At 73.4% G+C, this 17,187-nt stretch carries 19 protein-coding genes; 10 read left to right on the top strand and 9 right to left on the bottom strand.

From position 1 onward, the window contains the following. Positions 1-99: 99 nt before the first annotated feature. Positions 100-843 carry a hypothetical protein gene (locus ACQP10_RS15300; RefSeq protein WP_433541586.1) on the top strand — a complete coding sequence of 248 codons (744 nt, stop codon included), beginning with the start codon at positions 100-102 and terminating at the stop codon, positions 841-843. Between the two features lie 6 nt (positions 844-849). Here ACQP10_RS15300 and ACQP10_RS15295 read toward each other — a convergent pair whose 3' ends face one another. Beyond that, positions 850-1,857, bottom strand: coding sequence for a hypothetical protein (locus tag ACQP10_RS15295; protein WP_346023315.1), 1,008 nt, complete (start codon positions 1,855-1,857; stop codon positions 850-852). Positions 1,858-2,077: 220 nt separating this feature from the next. Here ACQP10_RS15295 and ACQP10_RS15290 point away from each other — a divergent pair, with 220 nt between their 5' ends. Then, on the top strand, positions 2,078-3,028 hold the full coding sequence (locus ACQP10_RS15290) for an NAD(P)H-dependent flavin oxidoreductase (RefSeq protein WP_433541585.1): 951 nt from the start codon (positions 2,078-2,080) through the stop codon (positions 3,026-3,028). A gap of 14 nt (positions 3,029-3,042) precedes the next feature. Here ACQP10_RS15290 and ACQP10_RS15285 read toward each other — a convergent pair whose 3' ends face one another. The 5 genes from ACQP10_RS15285 to ACQP10_RS15265 form a co-directional block, all read right to left on the bottom strand. Next, positions 3,043-3,699, bottom strand: coding sequence for a LysE family translocator (locus ACQP10_RS15285; RefSeq protein WP_389995410.1), 657 nt, complete (start codon positions 3,697-3,699; stop codon positions 3,043-3,045). A 90-nt stretch (positions 3,700-3,789) separates the two neighbouring features. Continuing rightward, complete coding sequence (locus tag ACQP10_RS15280) at positions 3,790-4,380, bottom strand: TIGR03086 family metal-binding protein (protein ID WP_179817899.1); 591 nt, start codon at positions 4,378-4,380, stop codon at positions 3,790-3,792. Between the two features lie 2 nt (positions 4,381-4,382). After that, on the bottom strand, positions 4,383-4,916 hold the full coding sequence (locus ACQP10_RS15275; protein WP_433541584.1) for an SRPBCC family protein: 534 nt from the start codon (positions 4,914-4,916) through the stop codon (positions 4,383-4,385). A gap of 50 nt (positions 4,917-4,966) precedes the next feature. Continuing rightward, positions 4,967-5,350, bottom strand: a complete 384-nt coding sequence (locus ACQP10_RS15270) for an ArsR/SmtB family transcription factor (RefSeq protein WP_346023311.1) — start codon at positions 5,348-5,350, stop codon at positions 4,967-4,969. Positions 5,351-5,441: 91 nt separating this feature from the next. After that, positions 5,442-5,978, bottom strand: a complete 537-nt coding sequence (locus tag ACQP10_RS15265) for an NUDIX hydrolase family protein (protein ID WP_179817901.1) — start codon at positions 5,976-5,978, stop codon at positions 5,442-5,444. A 223-nt stretch (positions 5,979-6,201) separates the two neighbouring features. Between ACQP10_RS15265 and ACQP10_RS15260 the strand changes: the two genes are divergently transcribed. Continuing rightward, the gene (locus tag ACQP10_RS15260) at positions 6,202-6,336 is read left to right on the top strand and encodes a hypothetical protein (RefSeq protein WP_346023310.1); all 135 of its coding nucleotides are present in this window, start codon (positions 6,202-6,204) and stop codon (positions 6,334-6,336) included. Further along, positions 6,323-7,261: a tetratricopeptide repeat protein gene (locus ACQP10_RS15255; protein WP_433541583.1), complete on the top strand. Its 939-nt coding sequence runs from the start codon at positions 6,323-6,325 to the stop codon at positions 7,259-7,261. Before ACQP10_RS15260 ends, ACQP10_RS15255 begins: the two co-directional genes overlap by 14 nt. Before the next feature lie 58 nt (positions 7,262-7,319). On the opposite strand, the gene ACQP10_RS15250 is transcribed toward ACQP10_RS15255, so the two are convergent. Both ACQP10_RS15250 and ACQP10_RS15245 read right to left on the bottom strand, forming a co-directional pair. Further along, entirely contained in the window at positions 7,320-9,614 is a 2,295-nt protein-coding gene (locus ACQP10_RS15250) for a hypothetical protein (RefSeq protein WP_399500388.1), read from the bottom strand. A 65-nt stretch (positions 9,615-9,679) separates the two neighbouring features. Further along, positions 9,680-10,678, bottom strand: coding sequence for a phosphotriesterase family protein (locus tag ACQP10_RS15245; protein WP_433541582.1), 999 nt, complete (start codon positions 10,676-10,678; stop codon positions 9,680-9,682). A gap of 204 nt (positions 10,679-10,882) precedes the next feature. Between ACQP10_RS15245 and ACQP10_RS15240 the strand changes: the two genes are divergently transcribed. The 3 genes from ACQP10_RS15240 to ACQP10_RS15230 all read left to right on the top strand — a co-directional run bounded on the left by ACQP10_RS15240 (position 10,883) and on the right by ACQP10_RS15230 (position 13,279). After that, positions 10,883-10,969: a putative leader peptide gene (locus ACQP10_RS15240; RefSeq protein WP_355645606.1), complete on the top strand. Its 87-nt coding sequence runs from the start codon at positions 10,883-10,885 to the stop codon at positions 10,967-10,969. Positions 10,970-11,007: 38 nt separating this feature from the next. Beyond that, positions 11,008-11,922, top strand: a complete 915-nt coding sequence (locus ACQP10_RS15235) for a TauD/TfdA dioxygenase family protein (protein WP_433541581.1) — start codon at positions 11,008-11,010, stop codon at positions 11,920-11,922. Positions 11,923-12,211: 289 nt separating this feature from the next. After that, on the top strand, positions 12,212-13,279 hold the full coding sequence (locus tag ACQP10_RS15230; RefSeq protein WP_433541580.1) for a cellulose binding domain-containing protein: 1,068 nt from the start codon (positions 12,212-12,214) through the stop codon (positions 13,277-13,279). Positions 13,280-13,372: 93 nt separating this feature from the next. Here the strand turns inward: ACQP10_RS15230 and ACQP10_RS15225 are convergent, their stop codons facing one another. Beyond that, positions 13,373-13,654, bottom strand: coding sequence for a glycoside hydrolase N-terminal domain-containing protein (locus tag ACQP10_RS15225; protein WP_433541579.1), 282 nt, complete (start codon positions 13,652-13,654; stop codon positions 13,373-13,375). Between the two features lie 366 nt (positions 13,655-14,020). On the opposite strand from ACQP10_RS15225, the gene ACQP10_RS15220 reads away from it, so the two are divergent. From ACQP10_RS15220 to ACQP10_RS15210, 3 genes are all read left to right on the top strand, one after another. Further along, entirely contained in the window at positions 14,021-15,304 is a 1,284-nt protein-coding gene (locus ACQP10_RS15220) for a serine hydrolase domain-containing protein (RefSeq protein WP_433541578.1), read from the top strand. Between the two features lie 165 nt (positions 15,305-15,469). Next, positions 15,470-16,252 carry a MerR family transcriptional regulator gene (locus ACQP10_RS15215; RefSeq protein ID WP_433541577.1) on the top strand — a complete coding sequence of 261 codons (783 nt, stop codon included), beginning with the start codon at positions 15,470-15,472 and terminating at the stop codon, positions 16,250-16,252. Between the two features lie 148 nt (positions 16,253-16,400). Then, positions 16,401-17,156: a hypothetical protein gene (locus ACQP10_RS15210; protein WP_433541576.1), complete on the top strand. Its 756-nt coding sequence runs from the start codon at positions 16,401-16,403 to the stop codon at positions 17,154-17,156. The last annotated feature ends 31 nt before the right edge of the window (positions 17,157-17,187 follow it).

Raw genomic sequence — 17,187 nt, 5'->3', positions numbered from 1 at the left:
CCCAACGACAACCGCTAACGATCTTACTTCGGCCGGCGTGGACGGCGCGCCCCGCGGCCCATCGCGCCAGGATGATCATTTGTTCTACGCTGTCCGACCATGAGCAGCGAAGCGAGCATGGACTTCGGCGCGGTCGGCAAGCTGGCCGAAAAGGTGGGCGAGGCCCACAGGTCCATCACGCGGGGACGGGAGGCCCTCTCCGGCGGTCCCGGAGCCGTGACCTACATCCCCGTGCCCAGCGTTCCGGGTTCCAACGCGTTCGGGGGCACGAGCGGGGCCGTCTCCGCCGGTTCCGCGCACGCCGATCTGCAGGCGTCGGCCGACGGCTTGGCGGAGATCCTCATCGGCGTGCTCCGTTCCGACGAGGGCAGGCTCCACAAGGTCATCAAGGCGTTCAGGGAGCTGGACGACGAGATCGCCGACCGGCTGTTCGCCGGGGCGAACAAGTCCTTCGACGTCTACAGCGCTCACGTGCACAGCCACGGCCTGCACGGGTACGACGACTTCGTCCGCACCGGCCAGATCGACAGACTCCACGAGGCCATGAACCGCGGACCGTCGCTGCTGGGCGCCGACCTCAACGTCGTGACGCACAACGGGGACAACCCGAAGAACAACTCCTCCGGCAACGCGATCCACGACTTCAAGAACGAGGGGTACACGGTCTACTCGGGCGCGGCCGACGAGACCGGCAAGGTCGTCGGCACGTCTCCCTCCGGCACCCGCATCGACCATGTCGCGGGGTCGCCGGCCTTCGATCTGAGCGGGCAGCCGGTCCTGGTCGACGGGGCCACCTCCGACCATGACGCGCAGCGGGTCGACGTGGACGTCCCCAACTGGTAGGCGGCGTCACCGGGGCCTGATCCGCACCTCCGTCCCGGCCGCGGATCGACCCTCGCCGTCGTCGATCCGCCTGTCGCCCGCGCCGGGCTCGTTGGCGGGCACCGTGATGCTGCCGCCGTCGACGTCCAGCTTCACCTTCTCGTTGTCGCCGGCCCCCTCGATGACGTCGCCCTCGCGGACGAGCACGGCGTTGCCGAACGGCGCGTTGATGACGTCTCCGATGATGGGCCAGTCATCGCTCGCGTGGTACTTCTTGCTCGCCTCCTCGAACCTGACCTCCCAGTTGTCGCCGGTCCGCTCCTCCAGCTCCTCCTCCAGGTCGAAGGTGTTGTGCCGGAAGACCTCCTGGATGGTGGCGACGTCCGCGTCCTGGTCGGCGATCACCTGGGCGATCTTGGGGATGTCACCGGAGTCGGTGCCGCTCGAGTCGCCGGGTGAGTTGCCGGCGCCCTGGCCGATGTTGAGGTTGAGCAGGCGCAGCGTGCGCGGCTTCCATTCCTTGGCTATCAGCTCGAACTGGTTCTCGTAGAACTTCATGTCGCGCTTCTTCTCCGCCAGCACTCCGTCCACCCGGTCGCGGATCTCCTGCGCCACGCTGATCGCGCCGGTGACCAGGCCCGCCTGTTCGGCGTCGCGCGGGCGGAAGGTCAGGCTGTCGAGGCCGGTGACCGTGGGCACCGCGCTGAGCTTTCTGCGTTCGTCGTCGAGGAGCCCCTGCTGCACACGCAGCACCGTGGCGGTGTAGGAGAGGAGGTCGGCGACGTTGGCGGCCCACCGGCCGAACCGCTCCACGTCGGCGGTGAGCCTCTTGCGATAGTCGTTGAACGAGGCGGCGGTGTCGCCCGTCCAGTCCTCCTTGGAGAACACCGCGTGCGCGGCGTCGTTGATCAGGCCCTCCGCGCTGCCCACTTCGGCCCCGAGGCTGCGCCACGTGCCGGCCAGGATGTCCAGGCGTGCCGGATCGGTCTTCAGATCCCACAGGTCCGCGGTGGTGATCGGGTCGGGTTCGGTCATGAATGCCTCCTCGGTACGGGGACCGGCGCACCAGGCTTACACCCCTTCGTGATCTTCGCAAGATCACGGACCGGACCGCGGCGCCTGACAGGCATGGCCCGCCGTACGGGCTCCGGGAGCCGGGGTGGCATGCTCGTCGGAACGACGAGGGACGGCGGACGGCCGGGCGCGCGGCGGGTGAGAGACGCGGAACGCGCGGGCGGCGGAGAGGGGAACTGCGATGCGTACCTGGCTTACCGAGCGGTTCGGGATCGAGGTGCCCGTGGTGGGCGCGCCGATGGCCGGCGTGGGCGCGGGGCGCCTGGCCGCGGCCGTGTCGGCGGCCGGGGCGCTGGGCATGATCGGCGTCCCCTCCGCCGCGACGGCCGAGTGGATCGCCGAGCAGGCCGCGATCACGGGCGGGGCCGGCCGGCCGTACGGGATCGGGCTCCTGGCCTGGACGCTGGACGGCGACCCCGCCCGGCTCGACGCCGTCCTCGACGCCCGGCCGAGCCTGGTGTCGGTGAGCTTCGGCCCGTACGCCGGTCACATCGAGCGGCTACGGCGGGCCGGGATCACCGTGGTCACCCAGGCGGGCACCACCGACGAGGCGCGCGCCGCCGAGCGGGCCGGGGTGGACGCCGTGGTGGCGCGGGGCTCCGAGGCGGGCGGACACGGGCGTGGCGACGTGGCGACCCTGCCCCTGCTGCAGAGCGTCCTGGATGAGGTTCGGATCCCGGTCCTCGCCGCGGGAGGCGTCGCGACCGCCCGCGGGCTGGCCGCCGTGCTCGCCGCGGGCGCCGCCGGTGCCTGGGTGGGCACGGCGTTCATGGGCTGCGTCGAGACGACGCTCCCGGACGCGGCCACCGGGCGGGTGCTGGCGGCCGGGGAGACCGACACCGCCTACGGCCGGGTCTTCGACGTCGTCCAGCGGCTCGCCTGGCCGCCGGAGTACGGCGGGCGCGCGCTGCGCAACGCGTTCTTCGACCGGTGGGCGGGCCGGGAGGAGGAGCTCGCCTCGGACGAGGAGGCGCGCGCCGAACTGGAGGCGGCCCGCCGGTCCGGCGACTACGACACCGCCTACGTCTACGCGGGCCAGGCGGTGGGGATGGTGCGCCGGCGGCGGACCGCCGCCGAGGTGGTCGCCGGGTTCGCCGAGGCGGAACGGCTCCTGCGCCGCTTCGCCACCTGACCGGCTCCGGCGCGTCAGCGGCTCTCGGCGGCCACGCGCAGGCCCAGGGCGATGAGGACCGTGCCGCTGACCGCGTCCAGCCGACGCCGGATCACCGGGCGGCGGAACCACGCGCCGGCCCGCCCGACCGCGGCCGCCAGCGCCAGATACAGAACGGTCTCGATGGCCACCTGGAGCACGGCGAGCAGCGCGGTCGTGGCGAACAGCGGCCGGTCGGCCGGTACGAACTGCGGATAGAACGCGATCATGAAGGCGGCGGCCTTCGGGTTGGCCAGCATCACCACCGATCCCTCGCCGAACGCCCTCCACCAGGTCAGCGCCGAGCCGCGCTTCGGTTCCCCGGCCGCGACCTCCTCGGCCGCCCCGTCCGTCCCGCGGTCGCGCCACGCTGAACGCCAGGTCTTGATCCCGAGGTACAGCAGGAAGGCCGCGCCCACCACGCGCAGGACGAGGAAGGCCACCTCCGAGGCGGCCACCAGGGCTGCGAGCCCGGCGGCGGCGAGCAACGCCCACAGGTACAGGCCGACCTCCAGGCCCAGCACCGTGGGCACCGCGCCGGAGAAGCCACGCAGGGCCGCGCGGCGCAGGATCAGCGCCATCGCCGGGCCCGGCGAGGCGGAGATCAGCACCACGGCGAGGACGAAGGCGGGCAGAGAGAAGCTGAGGTCCATGAGGTTCATCATGGTTGTGCGCGTACCGCCTGCTCAACGCGTTTTGCGCAGAGCACGGCGGCTGGGGCGGGAGCGGCGAGGCGCCCTCCGTCAGGGGCGGCGGCCGGCGAAGCAGAGGAACCTCGTCCGCGGGTCGGCGCCGGCCGGAGGTTCGACCGCCGGGGAGAAGGCGCCGGTGGCCTGCAGCGCGGCGTAGTGGGGACGCAGCGCCTCGTAGGTCCGGACGACGGCCTCGGCGTCCAGGGTCTCGTCCCCGCCGACGGCGCGGGCCAGATCCCAGGTGTGCACGAGCAGTTCCAGGGCGCCGATCACGTCGACCGCCTCCGCCACGGTGACGGCGCCGATGGGGGCGCGGAAGCCCGCGGCGGCCAGATCCGGATCAGCGAGTACGGCGAGCACGCCCGCCCGGCACTCGGCGAAGGCGGCGGCCAGGTCGGCGTCCGGGGCCACCTCCGGGGCGCCGGCCATGCCGGAGACGCCCACGCCGTGCGCCGGTTCCGGGCGGGTGCCGCGCACCGCCGCGACGATCCCGCGGTGCCCGTTGACGACGTGCGCGACGACGTCGCGGGCCGTCCACCCCTGGCAGGGGCTGACGGCGTCCCATCTGTCGCCGGGCGTCGCCTCGATCCGGGCCAGGAAGCCGTCCGCGAGCCGGCCGTATCTCTCCGCGATGTCGGACATCGTCATCCTTTCGTATGCCCCGGCCGTCCGGCCGCGAGGTCCGCGCCCAGGTCATCCGGGAGGCTCCTCCGGTCGTCCGGGAAAGGGAGACGGTCCAGGACGTCCGCCAGGGCGGGCACGACGCGGGACCGCCAGCCGCCGCCCATGATCGTGTGGACCCGCCGCTGGAGCGGATCGTCCGGGCCGAAACCCTCGTGCGCCAGGAACAGCCGGGTGCCCGTGCCCTCCGGTTCCAGGGTCCAGGTGACCGTCCAGTCGACGCCGGCCCCGTCTCCGGGGTCGGCGTCGCGCCAGCCGAGGCGGAGCATCCGCCCGGGGGTGAAGGCCAGCACCTCGGCCTGGACGACGCCGGAGAACCCTGTTCCGGGCATCGCGACGCCGCGCATGGTGTAGCGGTGCCCGACCTCCAGCCGGAAGTCGCCGGGCATCAGCCATCTGGCGATCAGCTCCGGCTCGGTCAGCGCCCGCCACACCTTGGCCGGCGGGTGCGGCAGGAACTGGTCGAGGTGGAGGACGGTCAGGTCGTCGCCGGTCATCGGTGCCTCCGGGGGAAGCCCGCCGCCCCGGGCGGGGACGGTCGGGATGGTCAGGATTCGTCCAGGTCGTCGAGCAGGTCGCGCAGCCCGGTGAGCTTCTCGCGCCAGAACCGCTCGAACGGGTTCAGCCACTCCCGCACCTCGTGCAGCGGGACCGCCTCCAGCCGGTAGAGCCGCTGCCGGCCCACCTTTCGTTCGCTGACCAGCCCGGCCTCCCGCAGCACCCTCAGGTGCTCGGAGAGGCTGGGGCGGGCCATGTCGAAGCGGCCGGCGATCCGCTGGACGGGCTGGGGACCCTCCTCGCGCAGCAGCCGCAGCACCTCCCGGCGCACCGGGCTGGCCAGCGCCGCGAAGACCCGGTCCCCGGCCATGTCCGCGGCGTCCGCCGACGCGCCGCCGCCTGGCCGGGCGGACCCGGCGCGTGTGTCGGTCACGCGCCCACTATAGGTAGGAAATCTCCTACCTATCAAGTCGGCCCCGCCCGCCCGGCGCGGGCCGGGTGCGCGGCCGCGTCGCCCGGGGACGTCAGGTGAGGCAGCCGACGTGCGCCAGCGCCTGCTTCAGCAGGACGCCCTGGCCGCCCGCCATCTCCTGCTGCACCATCGGCGACGCCGCCTCCTGCGGGGTGAACCAGACCAGGTCGAGGGCGTCCTGGCGGGGACGGCAGTCCCCGGCGACCGGGACGATGTAGGCCATGGAGACCGCGTGCTGGCGGGGGTCGTGGTAGGGCGTGACGCCCTCGGTCGGGAAGTACTCGGCGATGGTGAACGGCTGCGGCGAGGGCGGGACGCGGGGCAGCGCCACCGGGCCGAGGTCCTTCTCCAGGTGGCGCAGCAGCGCGTCGCGGACCCGCTCGTGGTGGAGGACCCGCCCGGACACCAGGGCGCGGCTGACCGTCCCGTCCGATCCGATGCGCAGCAGCAGGCCGACGTGCGTGACCACCCCGGTGTCGTCGACGCGCACGGGCACGGCGTCGACGTAGAGGATCGGCATCCGCGCGCGCGTCAGCTCCAGTTCCTCGGGGGAGAGCCAGCCGGGCGTTGTTTCGGTCATTTCGGTCATTGGTCGATCGTACGTCGCCGCAGGCCGCGGGGCACGGCGGCTCCCTGGCTCCCCCCGCGTCCCGCGCCGGCGGGCAGCCGGGTCCCGGTGACGGTCGCGGAGGCGCCGCCGGGCCGCCGGGGGCAGCGGGGACCGCGGAGCGGGCGGGTCAGTCGTTTCCAACCGGGTCACAAGTTCCCGCGGCCACCGTGAGGAGGACATTCCCGGACGACGAGGAGCAGCCATGCGAGTGATCAGACGTATCCGGATGGCGGCCACGGTGCTGGCCGTACCGTTCCTGCTGGCCATGACGAGTGATGTGACGGAGGCCGGCATCCGCATCGCCAACCACTGCGAGCCGTCCCTTGACGAGGACTGACGGTCTCCTGGGCCGCCGCCGGGCCCGTGTGGTCCGGCGGCACATCCTCCGGGGCGCCCACTGCCTGCGGCGCGGCTGGTACGCCGAGGGCGAGCGGTGGGCGCGGCGGGCGGAGGAGGTCGCGCACCGGATGGATCCCGCCGGGCATCCGGCGCTCATGGTGGAGCTCGCGTCACTGTGGCACGGGCTCATCCGCTACCGGCCGGCGCGCGAGTGCGCCCTGCGGGTGGCGGGTCCGCTGTCGGCCGCGCCGCCGGGCCCGGGGCGTGACGGGCCGCTCGTCGACGCGCTGGTCCTGCTGGGCGACGTCGAGCGCAGGCTGGCACGGTACGGCCGGGCCGAGGCGTACCTGCGCCGCGCGGAGGAACTGGCCGGCGAGGCCGACCGGCGGCGGCTCGTGGCGGTGCGCCTGGCCCTCGGGGTGCTGTGCAAGGAGACCGGACGGCACGGCGAGGCGGAGGTCTTCTACCGGGAGGCGCTGGCCCTGCTGGAGCGGCACGGCGGTGACCCGCTGGCGCGGGCCGACGCGCTGCACAACCTCGCCGGACTCGCACACGCCCGGCGCGAGGCCGGCGGGGAGCGGCACATCCGGGCCGCGATCGGCATCCGGCGGGCGGTGCTGGGCCCCCGGCACGTCCAGGTCGCCGCCGACCTCACCGTGCTGGGCGCGCTGCTGACCGAGCGGGGCGACCTCGACGAGGCGGAGGACGCGCTGCGCCGGGCCGATGACATCCTCCGCGAGCGCCTGGGCGACGACCACTACGAGGTGGCGGTGTGCCAGGTGAACCTGGCGCGCCTGGACGCCCTCCGGGGCCGCGCCGACGAGGCGGCGCGGCGCCGGCGGGACGCCCTGCGCGTCAAACGCCTCACCCTCGGCCCCGACCACCCGGAGGTGCGGCGCCTGGCGGCGTCCGTGCCGGGATGAGAGTCCCGGCGACCGCCCCGGGCCGGGCGGACGGGGGCGGGAAGCGCCGGCGGCGGTCTCAGGCCGGGCGGGCGAGCCGGGCGAAGGAGAGCACCACCACCGTCGACAGCAGCCAGCCCAGCAGGCCGGCGACGTTCAGCGACGCCGAGACCCAGCGCCCCGCCGAGCTGCGCGTCTCCGGGTACCACGTCGCGCGCTGACCCAGCGAGACGAGCGGGATGACGGTGTCGACGGTGTAGAACAGCGGGTCGAAGCAGCGCACCTGCCCGTCCCCGCACGGCCCCGGGCGGGCGCCGCGCCGTGCCGCGGTCGCGGTGCCGTCCCCGGGCGCCGACACGTCGTCGACGGTGACCAGCCGGCCGTCCACCGCGTAGACGTTCCCGCGCGGGTCCGTGGCCCGGAGGGTCTGCTGGACGGCGGGAATCATCGTCATGACGCCCACCAGGGCGAGCAGGGCGCCCAGCATCCACAGCACCCGGCCCGGCCGGTAACCGTAGCCGACGGTGAGGCCGTAGAGCAGGTCACGGGCGTTCCTGACCCACCGGCGCGGCGATCGGCCGCCCGGCGGGGACACCTTCCGGGCCTGTCGCCGCTGCTCGATGAGCAGGTTCTCGGCCTCCACCGGACGGCCGTGCTGACGGAACACCCTGGCCGCCTGCTCGTAGGGACCGGCGTCGAAAGGGACGATCGCGCGCAGCCAGTCGCGACGGGCCCGCCAGTCCCACGCGCCGTCGAACCGGTCGTAGACGAAACCGGAGATCGCCGAGTCCCGCGGCCACCGGGCCGGGTCGTCCGAGAGCACCGTGGTGGACGCGCCGGTCAGGTCCACCCGCGGCGGGATCTCGGCCCAGCGCAGGCGCATGCCGCTGCGCACCGCGGCCGAGACCGCGTCCAGCCCTCCGGCGAACGTGCCGCCGTCGCAGTCGAGCCGGCCCTCCACCGCGCACCGGTCCAGCGTCACCCGGCCCTCGGCGGCGAATCCGCCGCCCAGCAGCACCGGACCGCGGACCAGCGCCTGTTGCAGCGCGAGCGCCTCACCGCCCGGATTGCGCAGCCGCGCTCCGTGGGCGTCCAGGACGCCGCCGAGGGTCGCGGAGCGGAACCTCACCTTGCCGCCGTCGGTCTCGACGTCGCGCAGGTCGACCATGCCGTCGACGACGACGCCCTGGGCCGCGACGAGCGTGTCCTTCTCCGGCCGGCTCCACCGGGTGCCTCTGACGACCAGGTCGCCCCTGATGCGCGCCCCGGCCAGCCGCAGCGTGCCCTCGACCGCCGTCCCCGCCTCGATGAGCAGGCCGGAGCGCAGTTCGGCGTTGGTCAGGTCGAGGGCGCGCCCACCGCCGACGGTGAACGAGCTCCCGCGGTGGATCCGGATGGCGCCGAAGGAGCCCATCGCGAGATCCACGCCGCCGCCGATCCCGCACTCACCCTCGACGCTCAGCTCGCCGCCGACGAAGAGTCCCGGGGCGCTGATCGCGTCTCCCCCGTCGCGCCCGCTGGCGTACCCGGCGCCCCTGACCATCTCGGCGGGTTCGAAGGCGGCATGGCGGATCAGGAGCCGCCCGGAGATCCGGGCGTTGCCGAGGTTGACGCAGCCGCGGACCAGCGGACGGCGACCCGTCTGGTCGTCGATGAGGAAGACGCTGCCGCCGATCTGCGCGTCCCCCAGGTCCAGCGCCAGTCCCCGGTCCGGGTGGGTCAGCCGGGCGCCGGTCAGGTCCAGCGAGCCCGCCACCTGCACTCCCAGCAGCCGCAGCCCGCCGCGCGCCTCGAAACCGTGCAGCAGCCGGACCGTCCCGCCGACCCGCATCCGGTCGGCCTGGATCGCCCGGTCCGAGGACTCGACGACCGTGTCGAGGCAGAGCAGGCGTCCGCCGATCTCCGACTCGCACAGCCACACGGCCGCGCTGCGGGAGGTGCTGGCCGTGGTCTGCAGGTCACCGGTGACGCGGGATCTGGACAGATCCAGGTCCCGGCGGACCCGCAGCCCGTTGGCCCGCAGGCCGGGCACCGCGCAGCCGTCGAGTGCCAGCAGGTGCAGGTCGGCGCCGTCCAGATCGACGGGCCGGTCGAACGTGCAACCGGTGAAGCGCAGCGGGAAGGGGACCTCCATCCCGCTCAGGTCGAGATCCCCGGTGATCCTGGCGCCCTCGACGGTCAGTCCTCGCGGGTCGATCTCCTCGCGTCCCCGCCGGCACAGCTCGCGCACCAGCCGGGCCTCGACGAGGAGCCTCCCGCCGTCCCGGGCCCGGACGGTCCGGCCCTCCCGGCAGGCGCGCACCAGGGCCGTCTCGTCGAGGGTCCGCACGGTGCCGGGCGCCATGTCAGCGGTCGAAGTCCCGATATGCGACATCCCGCCATCCTCCCCGAGGATCCGGTGAGGTGCGGCGGGAAGGCCGGGGCGCCGCCCCGGACGGCTCACGGGGCGGCCGGGGGCACCGGGGACAGGACGCGGCGCGGGGTGTCCACCAGCATGGTGGTGAGCTGCTCGTCGGTGACCCCGTTCCGGCGCAGGTAGGGGAGCACCTCCTGGCCCAGGTGCAGGTAGTGCCACTGCGGCAGGAACGCCATCACGTCCGGGTCGATCCAGTCGATGTAGCAGGCGGCGTCCTGCGACAGGACCATGGCGGCGGCGTGGCCGCGCCGGCACATCTCCACGACGGTGTCGGCGCGGGCCTCGAAGGTGGTGCCGAGGTTGAGGCCGAAGCGGTCCATGCCGAGCACGAAGCCGGCGCCGGCGAGCTCGGCGAGGTGGTCGCAGTCGGTGGTGTCCCCGCTGTGGCCGAGCACGATCCTGCCCGGGTCCACGCCCTCCTCCTCGCACATCACCCGCCTGACGTCCAGGCCGGTCCGCGTCTCCGGGTGGGTGTGCACGGTGACGGGGACCCCGGTCAGGTGGTGGACGCGGGCGACGGCGCGCATCACGCGCTCCACGCCGGGCGTCAGGCCCTGCCGGTCGATCGCGCACTTGAGCATCCCGGCCCGCACGCCGGTGCCGGAGATGCCCTCGGTGACGTCGGTGTGGAACATCTCGACCATCGGGTCGGGCACGTCGGCGCCCAGCGCCTCGTTGAGGGCCGGTCCCCGGTGGTGGAAGAAGAACGGGACGCTGTCGTAGGTGTAGAGCCCGGTCGCCATGACGATGTTGAGCTCGGGCACCCGCTCGGCGATGCGCCGGACGCGGTGGACGTCACGTCCGAGGCCCACGACGGTGGGATCGACGATGGTCCGCACCCCCTGCGCGGCCAGCGCCCGCAGCCTGTCCACGGCGTCGGCGACCCGCCGGTCCTCCTCCCCCCACTCCCCCGGGTAGTTGCGCTGGACGTCCGCGGTGAGCACGAAGATGTGCTCGTGCATGTAGGTGCGGCCCAGGGCATCCGCCTCGACGGGGCCGCGGACGGTGTTCACTGCGCTCATGCCGACGCTCCTCGCGGGATCTCCCGTGGAGCCTACGGGAGGCGGCCCGCGCGGCGGGAGAGGCGGCCTCCCATGCCGGAGGCGCCGGGCCGCGGCGGGCGGGCCGCCCACGTCCTCGGGGCCGTACGCCGCGCCGGCCCGATAAAACCCTAATTACCTACCAATTAGATTGACTTTATCCGGCGGGCGGCCTACGTTCGAGACGTGACGAACCCGGCTCCACTGACCACCCGCGGCCACGTGGACTTCTGCCGCGTGGCCAGCGCGCTCTGTCGCTCCTTCCAGCCCTGACCCCCGACCCGGACACGTCCCTGGAAGGAACCCGAACCATGTCCTCTCTTCTCATCACCCCCGTCGCGGGCCGCATCGGCGCCGAGGTCTCCGGCGTACGGCTCGGCGGCGACCTGCCCGGCGAGGTCGTCGCCGGGATCCGCCTGGCCCTGCTCACCCACAAGGTGATCTTCTTCCGCGGCCAGGACCACCTCGACGAGCAGGGCCAGACGGCGTTCGCCCGGCTGCTCGGCGAGCCGACCGCCGCCCACCCGACCGTGCCGTCCCTGGACGGCAACACCCACATCCTCGACCTCGACTACGCCGACGGCCAGAAGGTCGACCGCTGGCACACCGACGTCACCTTCGTCGACCGCCCGCCCGCGGCCTCGGTGCTGCGGGCGATCACCGTGCCCCCGGCCGGCGGCGACACCCTGTGGGCCAACACCGTCACCGCCTACGAGCACCTGCCCGTCGAGCTGCGCGAGCTGCTGGAGCGGCTGCGCGCCGTCCACACCAACCGCTACGACTACGCCCGGATCTCCGCCTCCGACGACCCCGAGCGGACCCGCGCCTACGCCGAGGTCTTCGCCTCCACGGTCTTCGAGACCGAGCATCCCGTCGTACGGGTCCACCCCGAGACCGGCGAGCGGTCCATCCTGCTCGGAGACTTCGCCCGGCGGCTGACCGGCCTGACCGGCCAGGCGTCGGACGCGCTCATCCGGCTGGTCCAGGACCAGGTCACCCAGGTGGAGAACACCGTGCGCTGGCGCTGGGCCGAGGGCGACGTCGCCGTGTGGGACAACCGCGCGACCCAGCACCGGGTCGTGCACGACTTCGGCGACCGGCCACGCCGCCTGCACCGCGTCACCATCGCCGGGGACATCCCCGTCGGGGTGGACGGCCGGCCCAGCACGGCACTGGCCGGCGACGCCGCCGCCTACTCCCCCGTGGCCGTCCCCGCGGCCGCCTGACACGGCCCGTCCCGCCCCCGCCCCACACCCGGCTCCCGTCCCCGCCCGGTCTCCGTCCCGGGCGGCATCCGCTCCGGGCGGCTTCCGTCCCGCCCGGTTCCCGTCCCGGACGGCCACCGTTCCCCGGCTGCCGTCCGGGACGGGGTTCACCGGCCGGCCGCCGGGCCGGCCCTGAAAGTTACAGGAGGGCTCCGCCGGACCGGCAGGTCACAGCGGCCCCGGTGGCCGGTCGTTTCCGGCCGCCGGGACCGCGCTCCTACGATCTGCGCAACCGACGGCGGAGGGGACGATGACGCGGAGGAACGCATTCCGGACGATGCTGGCGGCGCTGGCCGGAGCGGCGATGTTCATGGCGGTGACGTTCGCGGTCTCCGCGCCCGCGGGCGCCGCGGCCACCAGGATCATGCCGCTCGGCGACTCGATCACCGGCTCCCCCGGCTGCTGGCGGGCCCTGCTCTGGGACAGGCTGCGAAGCAGCGGGTACACCGGCATCGACTTCGTCGGCACGCTGCCGCCGCAGGGCTGCTCGGTGGCCCACGACGGCGACAACGAGGGTCACGGCGGCTACCTGGCGACCGACGTGGCCGACCAGAACCTGCTGCCCGGCTGGCTGGAGGCCACCAGGCCCGACATCGTGATGATGCACTTCGGCACCAATGACGTGTGGAGCAACATCGCCCCCGCGACGATCCTCGGCGCGTTCACCAAGCTGGTGGGCCAGATGCGGGCCGCCAACCCCGACATGAGGATCCTGGTCGCCAAGATCATCCCGATGAACCCGTCCACCTGCGCCGAATGCGGGCAGCGGGCGGTGGACTTCAACAACGCCGTCCCCGCCTGGGCTGCGGCCACCTCCACCGCGCGGTCTCCGATCGTCGTCGTGGACCAGTGGACGGGGTTCGACACGGCCACCGACACCTACGACGGCGTGCACCCGAACGCGGCGGGCGACCGGAAGATGTCCGACCGGTGGTACCCGGCGCTCACCGGCCTGCTGGACGGCGCCCACCCGAGCCCCACCCCCACGGTCACGCCGACCCCCACCGCTCCGGTGGGCGGCTGCTCGGCCGCCTTCAGGAACACCAACCAGTGGGCGGGCGGCTTCCAGGGCGAGGTCACGGTCAGGAACACCGGAACCGCCGCGATCCGCTCCTGGACGGTGCGGTGGACCTTCGCCGACGGCCAGCGGATCACCCAGGTCTGGAACGGCGAGCCGTCCACGAGCGGCTCCGCGGTGACCGTACGGAACCTCTCCTGGAACGGCTCCCTCGCCGCGGGCGCCTCGACCACCTTCGGCTTCCTTGCCTCGTGGAACGGCGTGAACACCGCGCCGGTCCCCACCTGCTCGGCGGCGTGACCGCCCGGGTCGGCGTCCCCGCCGCCCCCCGGGGCGCCGGAGGGCACGGCGCGCGGGGACGCCGGGGCCGGACCGGGCCGGGTCCTCCGGCGGTCAGGCCGGGTCGAACGTCACGACCCGGGGCTCACCGGCCGCCAGGCGCAGCTCGTCCGGTCCCGTCACGCCCGGGGGCGGGGCCAGGGTGACGACGCGGTCGCGTCCGGCGGTGAAGGAGGCCCGCCCGAGCAGGCCGCCCGACCACAGCGTGTCGACGTTGAGCGCGATGCGCTCCCGCCGCGGGCCGCCGAACACCATGGCCCCGATGCGGCCGTTGCCGACGGGCAGGGCCTCCATCCAGTTCCCCGCCGGACGTGCGTACCAGAGCCTCAGGGCCATGTCCCTCCTTCGGGAGCCGCATGGAGCGAAGGTGATTCATCCGGCAGGAACGGTGACCACCCGGGGAATCCTGCCGGACACCCGGAACTTCCCCGACGGCCGCCCTCCCGCATCCGTCAGCACGGCGGACCAGGGGCCGAGGAACCCGGGAACAGTCTTTGACACCAAGAATGATCTCGAACGAAGTATTGCGTCCGGATTCGGCGTGTGATCGCCCTACCCGGGCGTCCCGTTCCCGAAGCCGTCTCAAGCCCCATAGCGGCTGTGATCCAGATCACAGTTGAGGTTGACCTTGGGTCAGGGTGGAAGCTCGGCGCAGCGGCACGACGCCGACCGGGACATGACGACTTCGAAGGACAGGCCACCATGACGCACGCCCCTTCCGACCATGACAGGAACACCCTGCGGACCGCCGCGGACGGCGTCGTGCCGCTGATGACCGCCGCCGGCGGGCCTCACGAGATCGCCGAAGCCCTCGACGCCGCCGGGGCCGCCGCCGCGGACAGCGGGGCCGTGCCGGAGACCGCGGCCGGGCAGGATCGTCCGGAGCTGCGGAAGGCGATCGAGGAGATCGTCGCTTCCGGTTTCCTCGGGGTGTCGCTGCGCGTGCACGACGAGCGGGGCGAGTGGGCCGGCAGCGCCGGGGCGGCCGAGCTGGGCGGGACCGCCAAACCGCCGATCAACGGGCACGCCCGGATCGGCAGCAACACCAAGACCTTCACCGCGACCCTGATGCTGCAGCTGGTGGCCGAGGGCGAGATCGAGCTGGACATCCCGGCGGCCGACCACCTGCCCGAGTTCGGGCTGGACCTGCGGATCACGGTGCGGATGCTGTTGCAGCACACCAGCGGGCTGTTCAACTTCACCGGCGAGGTCTACGACGACGGGACGATCGTGCACGGGATCCCCATCCCCTACGGCACCACGGGCAAGGAGTGGGTGGACAACCGGTTCCACACCTACCGGCCCGAGGAGCTGGTACGTCTGGCGCTGTCCAAGCCGGCCCGGTTCGAGCCGGGGACGGGCTGGAGCTATTCCAACACCAACTACGTGCTGGCCCGGCTGCTGATCGAGAAGGTCACCGGCCGCACGCTGGCGGAGGAGATGCGGCGGCTGATCCTGGGGCCGCTCGGGCTGTCGGGCACCGTGGCGCCGGACGCCTCACCGGAGATCCCCGCGCCGCACGCCCACACCTACTACCGCTACGAGGAAGACGGCCGGCAGAAGACGATCGACGTCACCCGCCACAACCCCTCCTGGGTCTCCACCGGCGGTGACATGATCTCGACCACCCAGGACCTGCACACGTTCGTCTCCGCGCTGATGGGCGGCAGACTCCTGCCGGCCCCGCTGCTGGCCGAGATGTGCACCCCGCATGCCACGGGCATCCCGAACATGGACTACGGCCTGGGAGTGTTCATACAGAAGACGGACTGCGGCGGCACCGTCATCACCCACAACGGCGGCACAGTCGGCTCCGTGACGCTGATGTACGGCACACCCGACGGCGGCAAGACCCTGACCGCCGCACTGACCTGCGTGGACGACGCCGACCTGTCCATAACGACAGCGTTCCGGAAGGCCCAGCAGAGGCTCCTCAACGAGGTGTTCTGCGGCGGGCAGGCCGATCCGGCCCGGCCGACGGGCTGAGCGCCTGTGACCCGTACGCCCCAGGGGGCGATCCCTTCCGGTCGTGCGTCAGGTGCAACGCGAACCGGGGCCACGCCGAGCTCGTCAAGCCCGATGTGGCCTGTCCACCATGCTCGGCTGTGCTCTGCCTGGTCGCCGAGCTTGAGCAAAGGCAGGATTGCGCAGATGAACGGAGTCACGATCGGGCAGGCGGCGGCATTCGTCGGCGTCACGGTGAAGACGGTGCGGCACTACCACAAGCTCGGCCTGGTGAAGGAGCCGGAACGCGACGGCTCCGGCTACCGGCGGTACGGATCGGCCGAGCTGTTACGGCTGGTGCAGGCCCGGACGCTGGCCGCCGCCGGGGTGCCCCTGGCCGAGATCGGGTCCCTGCTCGACGCCGACCCGGCGCTGTTCGCCGCCGCGCTCGCCGACGTCGAGCGGCGGCTCACCGACCGGATCGAGGAGTTGGTCGCGCGGCGTGACACACTGCACCGGCTCGCCGATGGCGACCGGGCTCTGCTGCCCGACCGTGCAGTGGCGTTGCTGGAGAGGATGTCCGGCCTCGGCTTCCCCGCGGAGGAGGTGGCGGCCACCAGGGAGGGCTGGGTGCTGGCCAGGGCCCTGGTCCCCGAGGGCTTCGACGACTACCTCACCCATGTCGAGCACGCCCTCGATGACCCCCGCTTCGTCGCCTTGAGCAAACGCGCAATCGAAGCCACGGCATGGGAGCCGGACGACCCGCGCCTGGCCGAACTCGCCGCCGCCGTTGCCGACCACCTCCTCGCCAACCCCGCCCAGCTGAGGATCGTGACCGGCCTGCAGGCCCGCACCGACGCCGCGGCCCGGTACCACCTGATCGCCCACTACGGCGAAGAGCAGGGATCGGCCACGGCCCGGGGGGTCGCGCTCGTCGAGGCCGAGCTCCGCGCCGCAGGCGTCCATATCCCCAGACCGGACGGCCACTGACCGCGCCGTGCCCTGATCCTGAGGAGATGGAGTAGCGGCCCAGGACATTGAGGTGGGCGTGGCCGAGCGGGGACAGCCGGGCGGCGTCGGAGCGCACCTGCAAGTGACCCTCAACCCCTGTGCAAGTTGGAGCTCCTACCTTCGGAGTGTGTCCAGACGATTGATCCTCGGCGGCGCGGCGATCGCGGCGAGCGCCACGCTGCTGCTCCCCGCCGTCCCGGCCTCCGCCCGTACGGCCGGCGCCGTCACCACCGGCTCCCCGGCGCGCGCCGGGGCCGTCACCGCCGCGAGCACCACCATGAGCACCACCCCGGCCACCCCGGCCAACGCGCCGGTGTCCGCCGCCGGGGCGGTGACCGCCACGGCCCCCGCTCCCTCGGCCGTGGCCAGGAAGCTGTTCCGAGCCTGGCTGCGCGCCGACCGCGGGGCCGCCGCCCGGGTCGCCACGCCGTCCGCGGTGCGCGCGATCTTCTCCTACCGCTACCGCGCCCCGGACGAGTTCGTCGGATGCCGGGGCACCGCGTGCCGCTTCGTCCACACCAGCGTGCGCGTGCGGGGCGGTCTCAACGGCGTCCTCATGGTGGTCTCCGGCTCGAAGGTCACCGCGGTGTACACCTCGCGGCTGCTCACCACGCCCTCGGCCGCCGCCCGGCATCTCTTCTCGGCCTGGCGGCGCGGCGACCGGAACGCCGGCCTGGAGGTCGCCACCACCGCGGCGGTCGGCAGGCTGTTCCGGACCGCGTACGACCCGCGCGGCGTCCGCCACATCTTCCAGGGGTGCACGCCGGAGCCCCGTGGACAGGCCTGCGCCTACTACTACGAGGGCGGCGCCATGGTGATGCACGCGCGCGGCTCGGCCGCCACCGGCTACGAGATCCACTCGATCGGCTACCTCGCCGACTGACGCCGGGCGGAACGTCCGGCCCCGGCCATCG

Origin of the sequence: Streptosporangium sandarakinum, from assembly GCF_050942225.1 — a bacterium.
GTDB classification, from domain to species: domain Bacteria; phylum Actinomycetota; class Actinomycetes; order Streptosporangiales; family Streptosporangiaceae; genus Streptosporangium; species Streptosporangium nondiastaticum.
The sequence above is the reverse complement of the archived record's forward strand: the minus strand, read 5'-3'. Positions and strand labels throughout refer to the sequence as shown.